Origin of the sequence: Leucobacter aridicollis, from assembly GCF_024399335.1 — a bacterium.
GTDB lineage: Bacteria > Actinomycetota > Actinomycetes > Actinomycetales > Microbacteriaceae > Leucobacter > Leucobacter aridicollis_A.
Window position 1 is genome coordinate 2,699,801 of the sequence record NZ_CP075339.1, and the last position, 16,876, is coordinate 2,716,676.

Below are 16,876 nucleotides of genomic sequence, written 5' to 3' on the forward strand. Positions count from 1 at the left end.
CTCATCCCCGTACTGTCTGCTCCTCTGGCTTCGCTTCGGCGTAGTCTTCCTCCTCACCAGGGATCGCAGGACCCGTCGCTTCGTCTTCAACGGTCTCCGAACCTGCAGTATCTGGTTCGGTGTCGGTGGGGATTTCTTCACTGCCGGGCTCTGACGACGACTCAGTTTCCTCCTGAGCAGCCGGACGGTCATCTGTCGCCCCCGCAGCGCGCGGGGCCACGAGCTTGATGACAATTGGCGACCGCTGCTCAAGGTAGTTGGTGTTCCCTAAGCGTCCGCCCTGGCCACTTCCCCAGCCATACAGGCGACCGCTGGCGCTCAGCGCGAACGCGTGCGCGTCTCCAGCCGCGATGTCAACGATCCGCTCCCCCGATGGGATAAGAACGAGCACCGGAACCTCGCTCGTGCCACCGCGTCCGTTGCCCAGGGCTCGCCCGCCCCACGAGTACACCTGACCTGACTCTGCGAGACCGAGGCTGAACTGATCGCCGGCGGCGAGCTTCGTAAACCGGACGTTCTCGGGCTGCTGCAGCTCAGTTGGCTCGAAGTACACCCACGATGATTCGCCGTCCACCGGCACACCACTTTCCCCAGACGCGTTGACTCCCCACCCGATCATTTTCCCAGAGTCGGTGAGCGCGAGCACGTGGGTGTTGTTTGTCGTGCTTGCTGCGGAGACCTGAATCACAGGATCTGTCGTCGGCATGGGAATCTGGCGTGGCCGTGTAATCCCAGAGACGCTCTCGCCGAGACCGAGGAAGCCATACTCGTTCGAGCCGGTGCCCCACACTTCACCGTCTTCCGTCACGGCGAAAGTGATGTCGAACCCGGCCTCGACCGCAGCGAATGGCTTGTTCGGAAGCCCGGGCATGAGCATTGGGCGCTCGCTATACCCAGCGGAAGAGCCGTTACCGAGCACTCCCCGGTTGCCATCACCCCACACGTACACCTGCCCTGTGGTTGACAGCGCGACCGTGTGCCTCCAGCCCGCAGAAACCGACTGAAACTGCGTGTTCCCGTCAAGGGCAGTGACCTGCTTCGGTGTCGTCACAGGCACGAGGAACGACTCGCCTGTCCCGGTCTGGGCGAAAGAGTTGTCGCCCCACCCCCACAGCGTGCCGTCGTCTGCGATCGCCATCGAATGGTCCCAGCCAGCTACGACCTGGACAAACTGACGTCCGTCTGGAGACTTCGTGACGACAGGAACGTCAGAGCTCTTCTCAGTTCCCGAGCCGAGCTGCCCGACCTGGCCCGCACCCCACGCGAAAGTTGCGCCATCGGTGGTTGTGGCCATCGAATAGCCGTGTCCCGCCGCCACCTTGGAGGCCGGTGGTGGCCCAATCTTGCCTGTGACCGACAGCTCGGCTGTTGGTTGGGCACTCACGAACCTACCAGGCAGCTCCGCCGCTGCAGATACTGTGAATCCGTCGCTCAACGCCTGCTCGGCGACGACCACATCGAATGCTGAACGCGTGCTCGGGATCTGCTGGGTGTCACGCGAGATCGTCTCGGTGCGAGTAACGATTGTCGCTGCGTCTCGCGCGTGCGACTCCCATTCGATCGTCCGTCCTTGCACTGTCGACTTCGCAGGGAGGGCGCCTGCAGTCACCCCCGCGGGGAGGGTGATCGACGTGACAAGCGAATCGCCAGGCCTGAGGTGGAGGTTCTCCCCTGCCTCGGTGGGGAGGCTTGCGAACGAGATCTCCCCGCCGCCATTCTTTCCTCGCGTGAAAGCGAGGTCGTAGACTCCACTGCGAACCTCCCACTCGACAGGCACGCGCGTTGTGTCGCTTGCGTGCGTGCTTGTGAGTCGCTCAGGCAGGCCGATTTCGGCCCGCAGCTCGAGGTCCTCAGGCCCCACAATCTTGGGAAACGCGGCGGTGACGGCGAACTCGCTCGATGGCAGTTGCACCTTGGCTGCCGTCTCAGCGGCTAGCGTTGAGGTCACCGTCCAGATGCCGTGCTGCTCAGCCGCAGCCCACGTCCGCAGGTAGGTGGTGGTGCGCTCGGGTGCCGGCAGCTCTCCCGGCGCCATCCCAGCGGGGAGCACGACGGATGAGGTCACGAGGTCGCCTGGCTCGAGCGAGAGTGGGTCTGCACCGGCGGGGTGCATCTCGAACGAGACAGATCCAGCGGTCGGAGTGGACCCGAACTTTGCGCCATCGGTTGCGGTCACGCCAAGGTCGTATACACCGGCATCGACTCGAAGCGACTTTGCGAATTCGTTCGATCGGATTGTCGAGTTGCTCGTGGAGATGGCTCCGACGGCGCCAGCGCTCACTCCGACTGCAACCGCCAGCGCTGCAGCGATGGCTGCAACCACCTTCAGGCGCTTTCGCTGGGGGGCGATGTCGTTCGGTGTGTCCGTGCGGCGCTGTGTGCTCTGCTCCATAGTGAAGTCCCTCCGTCTCCACTAGCGAAGCAAACGTCCGCCGATTGCGCAGGAGTCCAGGCGGGAACTACGGGGGCCTAAGCGTCGATCTACGCGCGTATCTCACTACGTACGTAGTGGCGTGGACGCGCACCGACAGTCGGCAAGATGATGCGGGTGAATCGAGAGGCCCGCTCCACCAGGCTGGCCCGTTCCGCTCAGCTGGCTTTGACTGCCGCTGACTCCACCGTGTTCGGTTGCGGCCCCAGCAGCTCGGCCTGCTCCCGCCACGAGAGACCTGCGATGCTGAGTACAACCTTGATTGCGGTCTCTGCCGTGTGCCCGGCGGTGATCCGCTGATCGCGGAGCGTCGCCTTTGCCGCCTCCTCGATAAGCAGCGCGAGCACCTCCGCGCTCATGTCTCCACGAAGCGCTCCCGATTCGATGCCCTTGCGCGTGATCTCAGCCAGCCGTGTTCGCAACGGCTCGAATGCCTGAGCCGCCGCGTCGCGGTACGACTCAGTGGCGGCGACGTTCGCAGAGGCGCGCACACTTGTTGAGGCGCGCCAGAGTTCAGTTGCGAGGAAGACGAGGGCGAGCCGCGGATCCTTGGCTGTCGCGCGTGCGGCGATCTCACCGAACTCGCGTGCGCCGTCGGCGATCACCTCGCGGACGAGCGCGTCGCGATCCGGAAAGTGGCCGTAGACCGCGCGCCTTGTGAGGCCGGCTGCCTGCGCAATGGTGTCAAGCGAGGCGTTCGCCTGGTCAGCGATCGCCTCCCGCGCCGCCCCAACCAGCAGTTCACGGTTCTTCGTCGCATCTTTCCGGCGCACGTCAGGGCCTGGCTCAGTCGCGGGCATGGATGCTGTGTGGTCTAGAGACATGTTCGATCCTCACATCAGTTTCGTAGATTCGAGCGCGGCCATGAGCTTCCGATTGAACGGGATCATCGGGCGGCGCAGCACAAGTCCGAGCAGTAGCGCGGGGATCGCGAACAGCAGCAGCATCCCGAGCGCGATCCAGAAGTCGCCGCCGTAGACGCCCGCAACCGCGGCGCGCAGTGCCTGGATCGCGTAGGTCGCCGGCAGGAACGGACTGATGTTCTGGAACCACTGTGGCAGCAGCTCGAGCGGGTACGCGCCCCCCGAACCCGAGATTTGGATCACGAGCAGCAGCACGGCGAGCGCTTTGCCAGCGTTTCCGAAGGCAACAACGAACGTGTACACGATGAGTGTGAAGACGAGCGAGATCACCCACCCGGCGAGGATGAGCAGCAGCGGGTGGGCTGGTTCGATCTGCACGAAGAGCACGAGCCCCAGCGTCAGCAGGGTGCTCTGGGCGAGGCCAACGAGCGCGAAGACTCCGTAGCGGCCGAGGTACTTCTGGGTCGTGGTGAGCTCAGGCCTATCTGGCAGGGTCTCCTGATTCACGTCGACGCGAATCGTGACTGTCATGAGCAACGCACCGACCCAGAGGGCGAGCACGCTGTAGAGCGGCGCCATACCCGCGCCGAACCCGACGATCGGAAACACGGCAGTGCGGTCGACGCGTACGGGCTCAGCGAGTGACGTCGCGAGCACGGCAGGCCCGGCACCGATAATCTCGGAGATCTCGCTGAGGTCCCCAGTGTCGGCGGCCTTCGCGATCGCGCGCTGCAGCTCCCCGAATTTGTCGGCGGTTTCATTCAGCGAGGTTGCGAGCTTCGTGGTGGCCTCACCAGATTCAGTGAGCACCGTGCGCACGGAGCCGGCAGCGCCAGCGAGCCTCGAAGAGGATCCGGCGAGGCTATCCCGGATGCCCGCTATATCTCCGCTGATCGTGTCGAGCGTGCCCGCGAGCGCGTCGAGCTGCGGCTTCAGGCCCGAGGCGTACGCGTCTTTCGCGTCGGTCACCGCTTTCTTCGCTTCGGCCACCGCCGCGGCGATCGCGTCGTGCGATTCCCCCGCGGATCCCGCCCCGTTCGCAATGTCAGTCGCCGACTGGCGCATGCGATCGCGCACGCCCTCCTGCCTGGCGATCGACTCGTCGAGACTCGTCAGCACCCGGGCGAACGCGGCCTGGCCAGACTCGGGCACGAGCGGCTGCACCTCGTCGACAAGCTTTTGCTTGAGCGCGGTCGTCTGGTCTACCTGCACCTGGACGGCATCGGCGAGCGCGTTCAACGCTGCGGCCTGGCTACCGCCAACCTTGCCCGCTTCAGCGTAGAGATCGTCAATCCGCGCCGCGACAGCATCGTAGCTCCCAGCCGTCGCGCCAAGCGCGTCGACGAGTGACTGGGTCGCACCCGTGAGCGCCCCCTTCAGGTCGCCAACCGCGGCAGATCCGTTGCCGAGAGCCGTCGATGAGTCGTCAAACGCGGCTCCTGCGGCAGTCACGAGCGACTCAGCACTGTCGACGAGCGGCACGCTCGATTCAATGAGCGCGCCGAGGGTCTCGGCGGTGCGCGCCCCGCCGCGCAGCTGCGTCGCGATGTTCCCGATCCGAGACTCGACCCGGTTGAGCGCCGCCTGAGTGTTTTCGTCGGTGAGGTAGTCGGACACTGACGAGACGAGGCCGAGCGCGACCTCGCTCAGCGTCACGGTGAAGGCCTCGCTGATCTGGGACGAGACGCCCTCTGCCCCCTGCTCGGTGATCTTCGGCGCTAGCGCGTTCTTTTTCTCGTTCGTGTAGAACTTGATGCTCGTGCGCTCCGCGCCGTCGGCGTAGAACGTCAGCATGTCTGAGCTGAACGACGGCGGCAGCACGATCGCGGCGTAGTATGCGCCCGACTTTGTGCCGTCGATCGCGTCGTCTTTCGTCGTGATGACCCAGTCAAGCCCGTCGTTCGCGCGCAGCTCCGAGAGCACCTGCTCCCCCACGTTGATCGGGATGGGCATGAGGTCGCTCTGGAACCCGGCGTCTGTGCTCGCGACGGCGACCTTCAGATTGCTCGTGTTCGCGAACGGGTCCCAGCTCGCGATCACGTTGAACCAGGTGAAGAGCGACGGAATGATGATGAGACCGAAGAGCACGATCGACGCCATCACGTTGCGGGTGGCGTGGCGCAGGTCGCGCTTCACGAGACTCAGTACGTTGTTCATGCGCGCTGCCCTCCCTCGTTCGTGTCGGGTGTGTCGGTTGGGCCGGTTGGGCCGGTTGGGCCAGTTGGATCGGCCTTGTGCCCGGGCGGATCGCCGAAGAGTTCGGCAATCACGTCATCGATGTCGGCCACGTCGGCCGGTGGCTGCGCGCCGCCGCCAGGATCTGTCGTCCCGCTCGCGGAGAGCGGCACCGTCTCTGGCTGCGCGGTGGCCAGCGCCATTTCAGGATCGGTGTGCAGGCCTGTACGGTCAGTGAGTACCGCGTCGCGCAGCTCGTCGTCGTCAAGCGTGGCGACCTCTCGGGCGTGCAGGAAGCTCTGCTTGATGTACTCGATGACGACGAGGAACCCCATGATGATGAGGCACCAGAGCACCCACACCCCAAGCAGCGGAGCCTTCCCACCGGGCAACGCCCACGCGATAACGCCGATCACCACCATCCCGACGGCTCCAACGATGAGCGTGCCGCGCAGCATCGCCGGATAGTGCTGGGTGAACGGTTTCGCCCGCCGCTCAAGGTCTTCGCGGTACTCGCCCCGGTTCTGCAGCGCGTGGATCACGTCGCTCAGACGGTAGCCAGACCCGACGACCTGCACCTTTTCACCGATGAGGAGGTCGGTCGACGCAATCTGGCGATTGAACAGCAGGTTGAAGTTTGCGAGCCGCCGACGCAGCACGAGACCGAGCACGATCGCGAGCAGACCCATGAGTGCGAGCACCCCAATGAACCGCCAGTAGTGGCCACCGTAGAACCCGGCGATCGTCTCGCGCATCGCGTCAATTCCATACGAGAACGGCAGGAAGGGGTATATCGCACGGAAGAAGCCGGGCATCAGCTCGATCGGGTAGAGCCCCGAGGCACCGGGAATCTGCATAATGACGAGCAGCACACACAGTCCTCTGCCAACGTGGCCGAACGCAACCGACAGCGCGTAGATGATGCTCACGTAGACGAGTGCGGTGAACACACCAGTCGCGACGTAGGCGATGACACTCGCAGTCTGGATCCCGATCACGAGGTTGCCTATACACACGATGAGAGCCTGGAGCGCAGCGAGCGCCGCCAACAGGAAGAACCTGCCGAAGTAGGCCTGCCGCACGGTCACGTCGCGCAGCCCCTCCGTGTCGACCTCGATCTTGAAGATCACCATGAGCACGAACGCGCCGATCCACAGCGACAGGTTCGTAAACAGCGCAGCCATAGCCGAACCGTAGGCGTTAATCGGGAAGACGACGTGCTCGTCGACAGTCACTGGTGACGCAACGAACTCGGCGATCTGCGCAGGCTCGAGCCCAGTGAGCGTGTTGAGGGTGCCCCATTCAGACGCTGCACCCAGCGCGAGCACGTCGGCGCGCGCAGTCGTGATGCCTCCCCGGATACCGTTGAGGTCGGCCTTGAAACTGTCGAATGCATCCCCCGTCGAGCCGAGCTGGGTATCGATGCCACCAAGCAGCGAGTCAGCCTGTTCGAGCACAGCCTGCTGCGCGGTGAGGGCAGATGCGAACGCGCCCGCGCTTGCCGACAGCTGCGACATGGCCGCATTGAGCGTGGGCACCGTGCTGCTGAGCACCTGTCGCATCCCCGCGGCAGCGGCGCGCGTATCTTTCAGCGCCTGGCTCAGCGCGCTCGACGCGTCTGAGACTGCCTGCACCGCGCCAGACGCATCGGTGTTCGCCTGCTGGAGCGTCTTGAGCACCTCCCCATGAGCCGCATTCTGGGCCTCGAGCGAGTCAATGGCGCCCTTGAGCTGGCTCCCGACGGGCGAGCTCGGGTCGGCCTCGTCAAGGAGATCCTGCAACTGCGCGATCGCCCGCTTGTTCGCGTCGACCACGGCGGTGACCTCAGTGATCGACGCGTCGATGCGCACGTTTGCCTGCTTCAGCTGCTGCGTCAGCTCGGCTACCGACGCGTTCGCCGAGCCGGCCGCGTCTGCGAGCGCCGTGGTCCCCGTGAGGTAGGCGGAAGACGCGGCGTCTCCGAAGGCGACGACCTGCTGCTGGGTCTCGGCGACGATCGCCTGCGCCTGGCGTACGCCGACCTGCACGTCACCGAGCGTCGTTCCGACGTCGACAAGGGTAGCCCGCGTCGACGCGAGCGAGTCGCGCGAGGAGTCGAGGCCCGCGCGCATTCTGTCGATGTTCTTCTCAGCCTCATCGAGGGTCTTCGTCGTACGGTCGAAGGCGTTGAGCGTGTCGCCGCGTGCGTTGAGCAGCTTCAGCTCGACCGAGTCACCCGCATCTTTCACTGCCTCGGTCGCAGCCTTGGCGACTTGCTCCTTGAACGCGCTCGTGATCTGCTTGTCGAGCGTTGACGCACCGACGTCGGTAATCTTCGGTGCGATTGCGCTCGCCTTCTCGTTCACGAAGTACTGGAGTGCGGGCTGAGTAAAGTCGCCCGAGGTCATACTGAGAAGATCGCTGCTGAAGTCTTCAGGGATAACGATTGTGGCGTACACGTCGCCGCGTTTCACGGCGTCTTTGGCGTTCGCTTCGCTCATGAACTGCCAACCCAGCTGATCGTTTGCTTTGAGCTGGTCGACAACCTCGTCGCCGATGTTCACCTCACCCGTGAGCTCAGATTCGGCGCCGGAGTCGAGGTTCGCAACGGCGATGTTCACGTTTGCAGTGTTTGCGTACGGGTCCCAGAACGCGTTGATGTTGAACCACGCGTAGAGGGCAGGCGTGATGAGGATACCGATGACGATAACCCAGCTTTTTCGCTGTCGGGCGAGCCGCCCGACGTCTCTCCGAAAGATGTTCCAACTTTGCCGCACCGAAATAGTGTACCCGATACTTGCACATTGGTGTGCAAGTTATTTTGGCGGTGGGCGAACGCTCCCGTCTCAGTAGAATTCGACAGAGTATGAACATCACCGAACCCCGTCAGCCAGACCCGCTGTCGCTCTACGTCGACACGCACCTTGCCCGCGCGCGCGACTCGTTTCGCGCCGAGGAACTCGCTTGGTTCACCACGGGGGCGCCCCACGAAGAGCTCAACGGGGTGCTCTACGCGACCGCTGCGACCGTGGACGACGCGCTTCAGAGGCTGGCTGGCGTTCAGGCGCTCTGGCATTCCTGGCCCGAACGCCCTGAATTCGACGTCGAGGCGCAGCTTCGCGACCGTGGGTTTCGGTTCGTCGAAGAAGAGCCAGTGCTGACACAGCAACTCGACCCGCAACGTGAAGTAGCCGCTGCCCCGTACCAGGGCGCAGCCACTATCCGCCTAGTTGACACCGAACACGATCTCGCCACTTGGGAGGAGATCTGGACGGGAGGGGCATCACAGCCAGCGACGCATCGCGCGCTTGCATTGGCTGGGCTCGGCGCGAGCCGCTCGGCACACCACCTCCTTGCGGAGGTCGACGGAGTCGCCGTCGGGTGCGGCGCGGCCGTCGTCGCCGGCAGCACTCTGGCCGTCGAACACATCGTCACCGCAGCATCGCACCGCAGGCGCGGCATCGGCAGCCAGCTCACCGAGGCGGCTCTCACGCTCGGCCGCGAGTACGGAGCCAAGAACGCAATCCTCACTGCCTCACCCGACGGCGCAGGAATCTACGAACGTCTCGGATTCGAGCGGCGCGAACCCGTTCGCAGATTTATCACCCCTGCAGCGCACGAGTAGGCCGCCAGCGCCACGTCGTCACTGCTTGAACGTCAACCCGATCTCGGCGAGTGCCACCTCGAGGATTCGCACTGCTTTCGGCCCCACACCGTGCAACGACAGCACCTCCGCTCGCGACAGCTTGGCGACCTCCGCAAGCGACGCTATTCCCGCCAGCAGCAATGCCGATGTCGCCGGCCGACCAATCCGTGGCAGGTCCCCAATCTGCTCGGGCACATCGCGTGTAGACATTCGTGCAGTCTACGGTGCGGCCCACCGCCTCTGCCGCAGCCCGCTTACGACTTCACCAGGCGGGCGATCGCGTCGCTCGCCTCCTTGAGCTTTTCCTGCGCCTCTGGGCCATCCTTGCGTGCCGCGTCGACGACGCAGTGCGACAAATGGTCGTCAAGCAACCCAAGACCCACAGCCTGCAATGCGCTCGTGAGGGCGCTGATCTGGGTGAGGATATCGATGCAGTACTTCTCCTCATCAACCATGCGCGAGATGCCCCGCGCCTGACCCTCGATGCGCTTCAGGCGCTGCAGGTACTTCTCCTTGTCGGTGATGTACCCGTGCGGGCTCTCATGCGTGTCCGGTGTCGCCTCCACGATTCCCCTCCTCAACTGCGATAGCTCACATCCCCCACATGATACCCCCTCCGGGTATTCCGTAGGGGATGTTTCGCTCTGGGCTTCACGTTGCCGCGGATCGGCGACTACCCTCCCTTTCCACGGTCGGCCTCGAGCAGTCGCAGCCACACCTCGCTGATCGTCGGGTACGCAGGAACTGCGTGCCACAGACGGTCCATCGAAACCTCCCCGACGATCGCGATTGTCGCCGCGTGCACAAGATCGGCCACGTCTTGCCCCACGAATGTCGCGCCAACGACCACATCACGCGCCGCGTCGATCACGAGCTTTGCCCTGCCAACATAGCCGTCAGCGTGAAGCGCGGCGCCGGCTACCTTCCCCATGTCGTACTCGACAGTTCTGAGCTCGAGTCCAGCCCCGCGCGCCTCAGCCTCGGTGAGCCCAACTGCGGCGACCTCCGGGTCCGAGAACACCACCCGCGGCACCGCGACGTGGTCGGCCGTCGCAGCGTGGGCTCCCCACTGCCCGCCGTCCACCTCAGCGCCCGCAAGCCGCGCGGCGATCGCCGCACCGGCCGCGCGCGCCTGGTACTTGCCCTGATGCGTGAGCAGCGCGCGACCGTTCACGTCGCCGACGGCGTACAGCCAGTCGGTACCCGCAACCAGCATGGTGTCGTCGACAGGAAGTTCCGAGTCCACTCCAACAGTTTCGAGGCCGAGGCCCGAGGTCGCGGGGCGGCGTCCGGTCGCAACAAGAAGCTCGGCGGCCCGCACGGTCGCGCCACCAGCGAGCTCAACTGACACGTTGCCGTCTGCCCCGCGGTCGACGCGCACGGGCTCGTCGCCAATCCGAACGTCGACACCCTCGGCGGCGAGCGCGGCCGCAAGCATGGCGCCGACGAACGGCTCTTCGCGCCCGAGCAGCGCCCCGCGCGAGAGCAGCGTCACGCTGGCCCCGAGCGCGGCGAACGCGAACGCCATCTCGGTCCCGGCGACGCCGCCTCCGAGGATGATGAGACTCTGCGGCACCTCTTCGGTGGAGGTCACCTCACGCGTGCCCCAGGCGCGCGACTCCGGGAGGCCCGCGATCTTCGGCAACGACGGCACCGACCCTGTCGCGAGCACGACCGCCCGGGCCGTCAACGTGCGCTCCCCCACTCGCACGCGGCCCCTGCCGACGAGCTCGCCGAAGCCCCGAATGAGGTCGATTCCTGCTGCGGCAACCCACTCGACCTGGCCGGAATCGTCCCAGTTGCTTGTGAATGCGTCACGCCGCTGAAACACCTCCGTGGCCTGAAGGCTACCGGTGACCGCCTCGCGTGCCCCGGGGAGCCGCCCCGCCGCGCGGATGGCGTGGCCGCTCCGGAGTAGCGCTTTCGAGGGCATGCACGCCCAGTACGAGCACTCGCCGCCCACGAGTTCAGCCTCGACGATCGCGACGCGAACGTTCGGGCCGACGGCGTAGTCGGCGACGTTTTCGCCAACCGGCCCGGCGCCGATAACGATCAGGTCGTAGTCGGTTGAGGTGTGTGCTGCAGTTTCCATGCGGGTCCCCTTTCCCGTCGTCGCGGACCGGCTGCCAGCCGGGAATTGGGGCAAGTCTTCCGCACGACACGCAAAGGGGCCTGTGTGTCCACAGGCCCCTTTGGGGTGACTATCGAGGCTATCGGCTGTCGGCTGTCGGCTGTCGGCTGTCGGCTGTCGGCTGTCGGCTGTCGGCTACGCCATGTTCGCCGCGTACTTCGCGGGGTCAGCATCGAACGCGGGGCCACAACCGGCGCAGCAGAAGTAGTACCGCTCGCCCTCAAAGTCACGGTAGAGCCCAGCCTGAACAGCCTTCGCCTTGTTCACCGGGCTCCCGACCATCACAGGGCAGGTTGTCGTCTCTGCGTCGGAGCCCGCACCGCCAAGCATGTCGGTTCGGCCATCGGCGGAGACGGCGGGGGCCTTCGCGCCACCGCAGCAGCTCGCAGTCGGAATCGTTTGTTCGGTCATCGGGGTGTCCTTTCGAAGTGTTTCTCTGTGCGGTGCGGCCGCTACACAGCCGTGCTCTTGAAGCCGCGAAGCCGCAGGCTGTTGCCGACAACGAAGACGCTCGAGAGCGCCATCGCCGCACCGGCGAGCATCGGGTTGAGCATGCCGAGGGCCGCGACGGGAATCGCCGCGACGTTGTAGGCGAACGCCCAGAAGAGGTTCGTCTTGATGGTGCCGAGCGTCTTTCGGGAGAGCCTGATCGCGTCTGCCGCGCTGCGCAGGTCTCCCCGCACGAGGGTGATGTCTGAGGCCTCGATCGCAACGTCGGCTCCCGTCCCCATTGCGAGGCCGAGGTCAGCCTGAGCGAGGGCGGGGGCGTCGTTCACGCCGTCTCCGACCATCGCGACGACTTTGCCGTCTGCCTGCAACCGCTGAACGACATCAACTTTCTCTGCGGGCAGCACCTCGGCGATGACCTCATCTATGCCGACCTCGGCGGCGATGTGGCGCGCGACCGCGGCGTTGTCGCCGGTGAGGAGCACTGGTGAGAGGCCGAGCGCCTTCAGCTGACGAATCGCCTCGACGCTTGTGTCTTTCACGGTGTCGGCAACGATCAGGATCCCTCGCGCTTCGCCGTTCCAGCCGACGGCGACAACTGTCTTGCCTTCGCCCTCCGCGCGCGCCTTCGTCGTTGCGAGCTCGTCGCTCAGTGTGAGAGACCACTCAGCGAGCAGTGAGTCGCGCCCGACGAGCACCGCGTGGCCGTCGACGACGCCCTGGACGCCCTTGCCCTCGATGTTCGCGAAGCCCTCGACTGCGGGCAGCGTTCCGACCTCCTGCGTCGCACCCTTTGCGATGGCTTGCGCGATCGGGTGCTCCGACGCGTCTTCGAGCGCTCCAGCGAGCCGCAGCAGCTCTGCGCGGTCGGTGCCAGGCTCGGTCACCACGTCGACAAGGGTCATCTTGCCGGTCGTCACAGTGCCTGTCTTGTCGAGAACGACAGTGTCGACCTTGCGGGTGGATTCGAGCACCTCGGGCCCCTTGATGAGTACCCCCATTTGGGCGCCACGGCCAGTGCCAACGAGCAGCGCGGTGGGAGTCGCAAGCCCAAGCGCGCACGGGCATGCGATGACGAGCACCGCGACTGCCGCGGTGAAAGCTGCCGAGACTGGGAAGCCAGCGCCGAGCCAGCCGCCAAGCGTGACCGCTGCGACGACGATCACGATCGGAACGAAGACGCCCGAGATCCTGTCGGCGAGCCGCTGCACCTCGGCCTTGCCAGTCTGCGCGTCTTCGACGAGCTGCGCCATCTGCGCAAGCTGCGTGTCTGCCCCGATCCTTGTCGCGCGCACGACGAGTCGCCCGCCTACGTTGGTGGTGGCGCCGGTGACTGCATCGCCCTCGGCAACCTCGACTGGGACTGCTTCGCCGGTGAGCATGGAGGCGTCTACGGCCGAGGTACCGGAAACGACGACGCCGTCCGTCGCGATCTTCTCGCCAGGGCGTACGACGAATTCGTCGCCCACGACAAGGTTGTCGACAGGGATCTTGGTCTCGACGCCGCCACGGAGCACCGCGACCTCTTTCGCGCCGAGCTCGAGCAGAGCGCGAAGGGCTGCGCCTGCCTGCTTCTTGGATCGCTTCTCGAAGTAGCGGCCCGCGAGGATGAACATGGTGACGCCCGCGCCGACCTCAAGATAGATGTTCGCCGCGCCGTCAGAGGGAGCGAGCGTGAACTCGAAAGGATGTGTCATCCCGGGAACCCCTGCCGTGCCGAAGAACAGCGCGTACAGCGACCAGAGGAAAGCAGCCGAGGTGCCCATCGAGATGAGCGTGTCCATCGTCGCGGCGCCGTGCTTGAGGTTCACCCAGGCTGCCTTGTGGAACGGCCAGGCCCCCCACACGATTACGGGAGCTGCGAGCGTGAGCGAGGCCCACTGCCAATACGTGAACTGCAGCGCCGGGATCATCGCCATCGCGATCACCGGCACGGTGAGCACGATCGAGCCGATCAGGCGGTGGCGGAGCGAGGTCAGTTCGGCGTCCTCCTCGCCGACCCCGTCTTTCTTCCGGTCGTCACCCTTTACGCCCTGTGGCGCAGGCATCACCGCGGTATAGCCAGTCTTCTCGACTTCCGCGATGAGCAGCTCCGGGTCGTAGCCGTCGGGCACAGTGACTTTCGCCTTCTCTGTCGCGTAGTTGACTGTCGCGACGACACCGTCGAGTTTGTTGAGTTTCTTCTCGATGCGGTTCGCGCACGATGCGCACGTCATACCGCCGATCTCGAGTTCGACTCCGGAGTGTGCGCCGGGGAGCGCGGATGTACTCATTTCGAATTCCTTCATTCTCACCTGTGCCCACTGTGTGGATGAGCGGGAAGCATTGGTTAGTTCTGGTGCGCCTGCTGATCGGGCTCGTGCGCGTTACCGCTCGCGATCCAGTCGGCAACGAAATCTGCCGGGACAATCAGGCCCGCGAGCCCGTACGCAGCGCCGAACGCCACGACGAGGCCGGCACCGTAGATGGCGAGGCGTGCTGCGGGCTTCACGAGGAGCGCACCGCAGTGTAGCCAGCTTCTTCCACAGCGGCGAGCACCGCCGCATCGTCGAGCGTGCCGTCGGCGGACACTGCGAGTGTGCCGCTCGCGGCACTCACATCGATGTCAGAGACGCCGGCGATCTGCTCGACTTCCTCGCGGATCGACAGCTCGCAGTGGGAGCACGTCATTCCGGTGACCTGATACTCGGTTGTAGCCATAGCTTGTTCCTCCTTCATCAGGATACCCCATCCGGGTATCTCCACACCCAGAACAATATACCCCCCTAGGGTATCTTTGCAAGCCCGAGTTTTCCGCTGTAGCCGCCCGAAAGTTACGGCCCGTCATCGCGGAGGCGAACGCCACCTTGCCACAACTTGAAGGTTGTCAATACAACTGGCGATCCGCTTGTATGGACAACTTTCCCGCGGAAAACTCAGTCTCCGGGACGCGAGCCAGCGCCCATCCGACTTCCAGGAGACTGACTTGAAACACACTCACATCACCGCGGCGGCGGCCGCGCTCCTCCTCGGGGCGACAGGTATCGCGACGGCGGCGGCCCCGGCACTCGCCGAGGACACCGTTCAAGCGACGGCACAGACCCCCAAGACGCTCGTCATTGGCGTCGATGGCGCCTCCTTCGACGTCATGGCCGAGGGCATCACCCCGACAGTGAGCGCACTGCGCGCTGGCGGCCTCAGCGCGACGAGCAATCTCGCTGGCGCTCCCATGTCGCCGACAGTGTCGGGTCCCGGGTGGTCGACGATCGCGACGGGTGTCTGGGCACCCAAGCACGGCGTCACCGACAACAACTTCACGAGCCCGAACTACGGCGCGTTCCCCGACTATCTCACGCGCATCGAACAGCACCTTCCAGACAGAAACACGACCGTTGTCGGCACCTGGGGTCCCATCTCGACGACGATCTTCGGGGCGGCAGTCGACAGTCGCAGCAAGTTCGGCAACGACACGCTCACCACGCAGGCTGCTGTTTCGTCGCTCTCGGCGCCAGCCACCGACGACGTCTTCGTACACCTCGACGAGGTCGACGGCGCGGGCCACAGCTCCGGTTCAAGCTCGGAGGCGTACCGGAAGGCGCTGCAGAAGGCGGACGGTCAGATCGGCGAGATGGTGAACGCGATCACGCAGCGCCCGACCTACGGGTCCGAGGACTGGCTTGTCGTTGTCACCTCCGATCACGGCCACACGCCGACCGGCGGCCACGGCGGCTCGACGAAGCTCGAACGCAAGACGTTTGTCGCCGCAAACGGCTCGCCGTTCGCCCCCGGCACCGTCCGCCACGACGTCAAGGTCACCGACATCGCCCCGACAGTACTCGCTCACGTCGGCCTCGCGACCGATCCGGCCTGGGACCTCGACGGCTCAGTCGTGAACGAGCTCGTTCCCGACGACTTCGATACGCTGCGCCCGCAGCTGCAGCCTGCAGTGCAGGAGAAGGCGCCGGCCGACCTTCTCGGCTGGACCGCCGCGACGCCCGAGGGATGGAGCGTCGACAACTCGAAGATGCCCTCCGGCGGGGCCCCGGAGTTCAGCGGCTGGACGTTCATGACCGACGAGTTCTTCTCGAACGTCGAGCTTGGCCAGCTGCGCGAGAACAACGTCTACTCGCGCGACGTGTTCGCCGTCGCGGACTCCGACGAGTGGGCCGATGTGAGCCCCCGCGGCGGCAACATGTTCGACTCGACGCTGCAAAGCCCCGCCTACGAGCTGAACGGCGCGGCGGAGCTCGACATCTCGTTCGTGTCTGACTACGCTGTCGACGGCCCGCAAAAGGCAATCGTCAGGGTCGTGTTCGATGAGGCCTCAGGCATCGCCCCGCACACCCTCGTCACATACCCAGGCGACGGCACCCGCCTCAACCCTGTCAACCAGGTGGAACGCTTCACACTGGAACTGCCGCGGTCTGAGGCCGGCGATCTTCCGAGAACCGCGAGCCTGCACTTTGAATACGGCGGCAACAACTCTGCGTTCTGGGCCATCGATCAGGTCAGCGTCAGCCAGGACGAGGCGCCCGCGATGCCAGCGGAGCTGAGCATCTCAGCCGCTACAGTCGAGGCGGGCAAGACCGTCACGGCGTCGGGCACCGGGTTCGCGCCAGAGGAAGTCGTCGCGTTCGAGCTGCGCTCCGCGCCACAGGGCCTCGGCACTGCGACGGCCGACGCCACCGGCGCGCTCTCGCAGGAGCTCACGATCCCCGCCGCGACCCCCGCCGGCGAGCACACAGTCGTCGGGATCCGCGCGGACGGCACCGAGCTCAGCCAACCGGTCACAGTGACCGCGGCGTCAACCGAGGAAAAGCCGGACCCGGAGAATCCCGGGACGAAGCCAGACACCGACACGGAGTCCCCCGACACCAAGCCCGGCGCAGGCGCTGGCACCGGTACTGGTACCGGCCGCACGGGTGGCGTTCCCGGTAGCGGCGACGGTCAGGGCGAGGACCTCGCCGCGACCGGCGGCACGGTCGCAGGACTCGCGCTTGGCGCGGCCGCAATCGCCGGCGCAGGCGCGTACCTCGTCGTCCGCAGCCGCAGGCGTCTCGCCGAGTAAGCCACGGAATACCGCACTCGTGGGCCGGCCTTCGATCCTTCGGGATCGCGGGCCGGCCCGCGTCTGTCGCGCGGACCAGGCCGGAACAGCAGGGCCGTGCGGCCAGCGCCTCGCCCCGCCGCCCGCGACACCCACCCAGCTCTCAGTCGCCCAGGCT

The 16,876-nt window shown here is 65.6% G+C and carries 13 protein-coding genes; 2 read left to right on the top strand and 11 right to left on the bottom strand.

Annotated features, from left to right (window positions below; translation table 11 throughout):
- Nucleotide 1: 1 nt before the first annotated feature.
- The 4 genes from KI794_RS12175 to KI794_RS12190 form a co-directional block, all read right to left on the bottom strand.
- Complete coding sequence (locus tag KI794_RS12175; RefSeq protein WP_255808245.1) at nt 2-2,392, bottom strand: RCC1 domain-containing protein; 2,391 nt, start codon at nt 2,390-2,392, stop codon at nt 2-4.
- A 197-nt stretch (nt 2,393-2,589) separates the two neighbouring features.
- Nucleotides 2,590-3,255 (bottom strand): TetR/AcrR family transcriptional regulator, encoded by a 666-nt coding sequence (locus tag KI794_RS12180; protein ID WP_255808246.1) that lies wholly within the window; start codon nt 3,253-3,255, stop codon nt 2,590-2,592.
- 9 nt (nt 3,256-3,264) lie between these two features.
- Nucleotides 3,265-5,451, bottom strand: a complete 2,187-nt coding sequence (locus KI794_RS12185; RefSeq protein WP_255808247.1) for a YhgE/Pip domain-containing protein — start codon at nt 5,449-5,451, stop codon at nt 3,265-3,267.
- A complete protein-coding gene (locus KI794_RS12190) occupies nt 5,448-8,225 on the bottom strand; it encodes a YhgE/Pip domain-containing protein (protein WP_255808248.1) in 2,778 nt (925 codons plus the stop codon). Before KI794_RS12190 ends, KI794_RS12185 begins: the two co-directional genes overlap by 4 nt.
- A gap of 89 nt (nt 8,226-8,314) precedes the next feature.
- Here KI794_RS12190 and KI794_RS12195 point away from each other — a divergent pair, with 89 nt between their 5' ends.
- Nucleotides 8,315-9,073 (top strand): GNAT family N-acetyltransferase, encoded by a 759-nt coding sequence (locus KI794_RS12195; RefSeq protein WP_255808249.1) that lies wholly within the window; start codon nt 8,315-8,317, stop codon nt 9,071-9,073.
- Between the two features lie 18 nt (nt 9,074-9,091).
- Here the strand turns inward: KI794_RS12195 and KI794_RS12200 are convergent, their stop codons facing one another.
- From KI794_RS12200 to KI794_RS12230, 7 genes are all read right to left on the bottom strand, one after another.
- Entirely contained in the window at nt 9,092-9,304 is a 213-nt protein-coding gene (locus tag KI794_RS12200; RefSeq protein WP_119284754.1) for a hypothetical protein, read from the bottom strand.
- 44 nt (nt 9,305-9,348) lie between these two features.
- Entirely contained in the window at nt 9,349-9,660 is a 312-nt protein-coding gene (locus KI794_RS12205; protein ID WP_162921342.1) for a metal-sensitive transcriptional regulator, read from the bottom strand.
- Between the two features lie 107 nt (nt 9,661-9,767).
- Nucleotides 9,768-11,186 (bottom strand): dihydrolipoyl dehydrogenase family protein, encoded by a 1,419-nt coding sequence (locus KI794_RS12210; RefSeq protein WP_255808250.1) that lies wholly within the window; start codon nt 11,184-11,186, stop codon nt 9,768-9,770.
- Between the two features lie 174 nt (nt 11,187-11,360).
- Nucleotides 11,361-11,636 carry a YHS domain-containing protein gene (locus KI794_RS12215; protein ID WP_119284757.1) on the bottom strand — a complete coding sequence of 92 codons (276 nt, stop codon included), beginning with the start codon at nt 11,634-11,636 and terminating at the stop codon, nt 11,361-11,363.
- 41 nt (nt 11,637-11,677) lie between these two features.
- The gene (locus tag KI794_RS12220; RefSeq protein WP_255808251.1) at nt 11,678-13,945 is read right to left on the bottom strand and encodes a heavy metal translocating P-type ATPase; all 2,268 of its coding nucleotides are present in this window, start codon (nt 13,943-13,945) and stop codon (nt 11,678-11,680) included.
- A 56-nt stretch (nt 13,946-14,001) separates the two neighbouring features.
- Entirely contained in the window at nt 14,002-14,163 is a 162-nt protein-coding gene (locus KI794_RS12225) for a hypothetical protein (RefSeq protein WP_162921327.1), read from the bottom strand.
- Nucleotides 14,160-14,372: a heavy-metal-associated domain-containing protein gene (locus KI794_RS12230; RefSeq protein ID WP_119284759.1), complete on the bottom strand. Its 213-nt coding sequence runs from the start codon at nt 14,370-14,372 to the stop codon at nt 14,160-14,162. Before KI794_RS12230 ends, KI794_RS12225 begins: the two co-directional genes overlap by 4 nt.
- Before the next feature lie 265 nt (nt 14,373-14,637).
- On the opposite strand from KI794_RS12230, the gene KI794_RS12235 reads away from it, so the two are divergent.
- On the top strand, nt 14,638-16,719 hold the full coding sequence (locus KI794_RS12235; protein WP_255808252.1) for an alkaline phosphatase family protein: 2,082 nt from the start codon (nt 14,638-14,640) through the stop codon (nt 16,717-16,719).
- The last annotated feature ends 157 nt before the right edge of the window (nt 16,720-16,876 follow it).

Coding starts and splice junctions, on each gene's coding strand:
- KI794_RS12185 (WP_255808247.1), bottom strand. CDS start 5,451: ATGAACAACGTACTGAGTCTCGTGAAGCGCGACCTGCGCCACGCCACC.
- KI794_RS12195 (WP_255808249.1), top strand. CDS start 8,315: ATGAACATCACCGAACCCCGTCAGCCAGACCCGCTGTCGCTCTACGTC.
- KI794_RS12210 (WP_255808250.1), bottom strand. CDS start 11,186: ATGGAAACTGCAGCACACACCTCAACCGACTACGACCTGATCGTTATC.
- KI794_RS12200 (WP_119284754.1), bottom strand. CDS start 9,304: ATGTCTACACGCGATGTGCCCGAGCAGATTGGGGACCTGCCACGGATT.
- KI794_RS12220 (WP_255808251.1), bottom strand. CDS start 13,945: ATGAGTACATCCGCGCTCCCCGGCGCACACTCCGGAGTCGAACTCGAG.
- KI794_RS12180 (WP_255808246.1), bottom strand. CDS start 3,255: ATGTCTCTAGACCACACAGCATCCATGCCCGCGACTGAGCCAGGCCCT.
- KI794_RS12175 (WP_255808245.1), bottom strand. CDS start 2,392: ATGGAGCAGAGCACACAGCGCCGCACGGACACACCGAACGACATCGCC.
- KI794_RS12215 (WP_119284757.1), bottom strand. CDS start 11,636: ATGACCGAACAAACGATTCCGACTGCGAGCTGCTGCGGTGGCGCGAAG.
- KI794_RS12230 (WP_119284759.1), bottom strand. CDS start 14,372: ATGGCTACAACCGAGTATCAGGTCACCGGAATGACGTGCTCCCACTGC.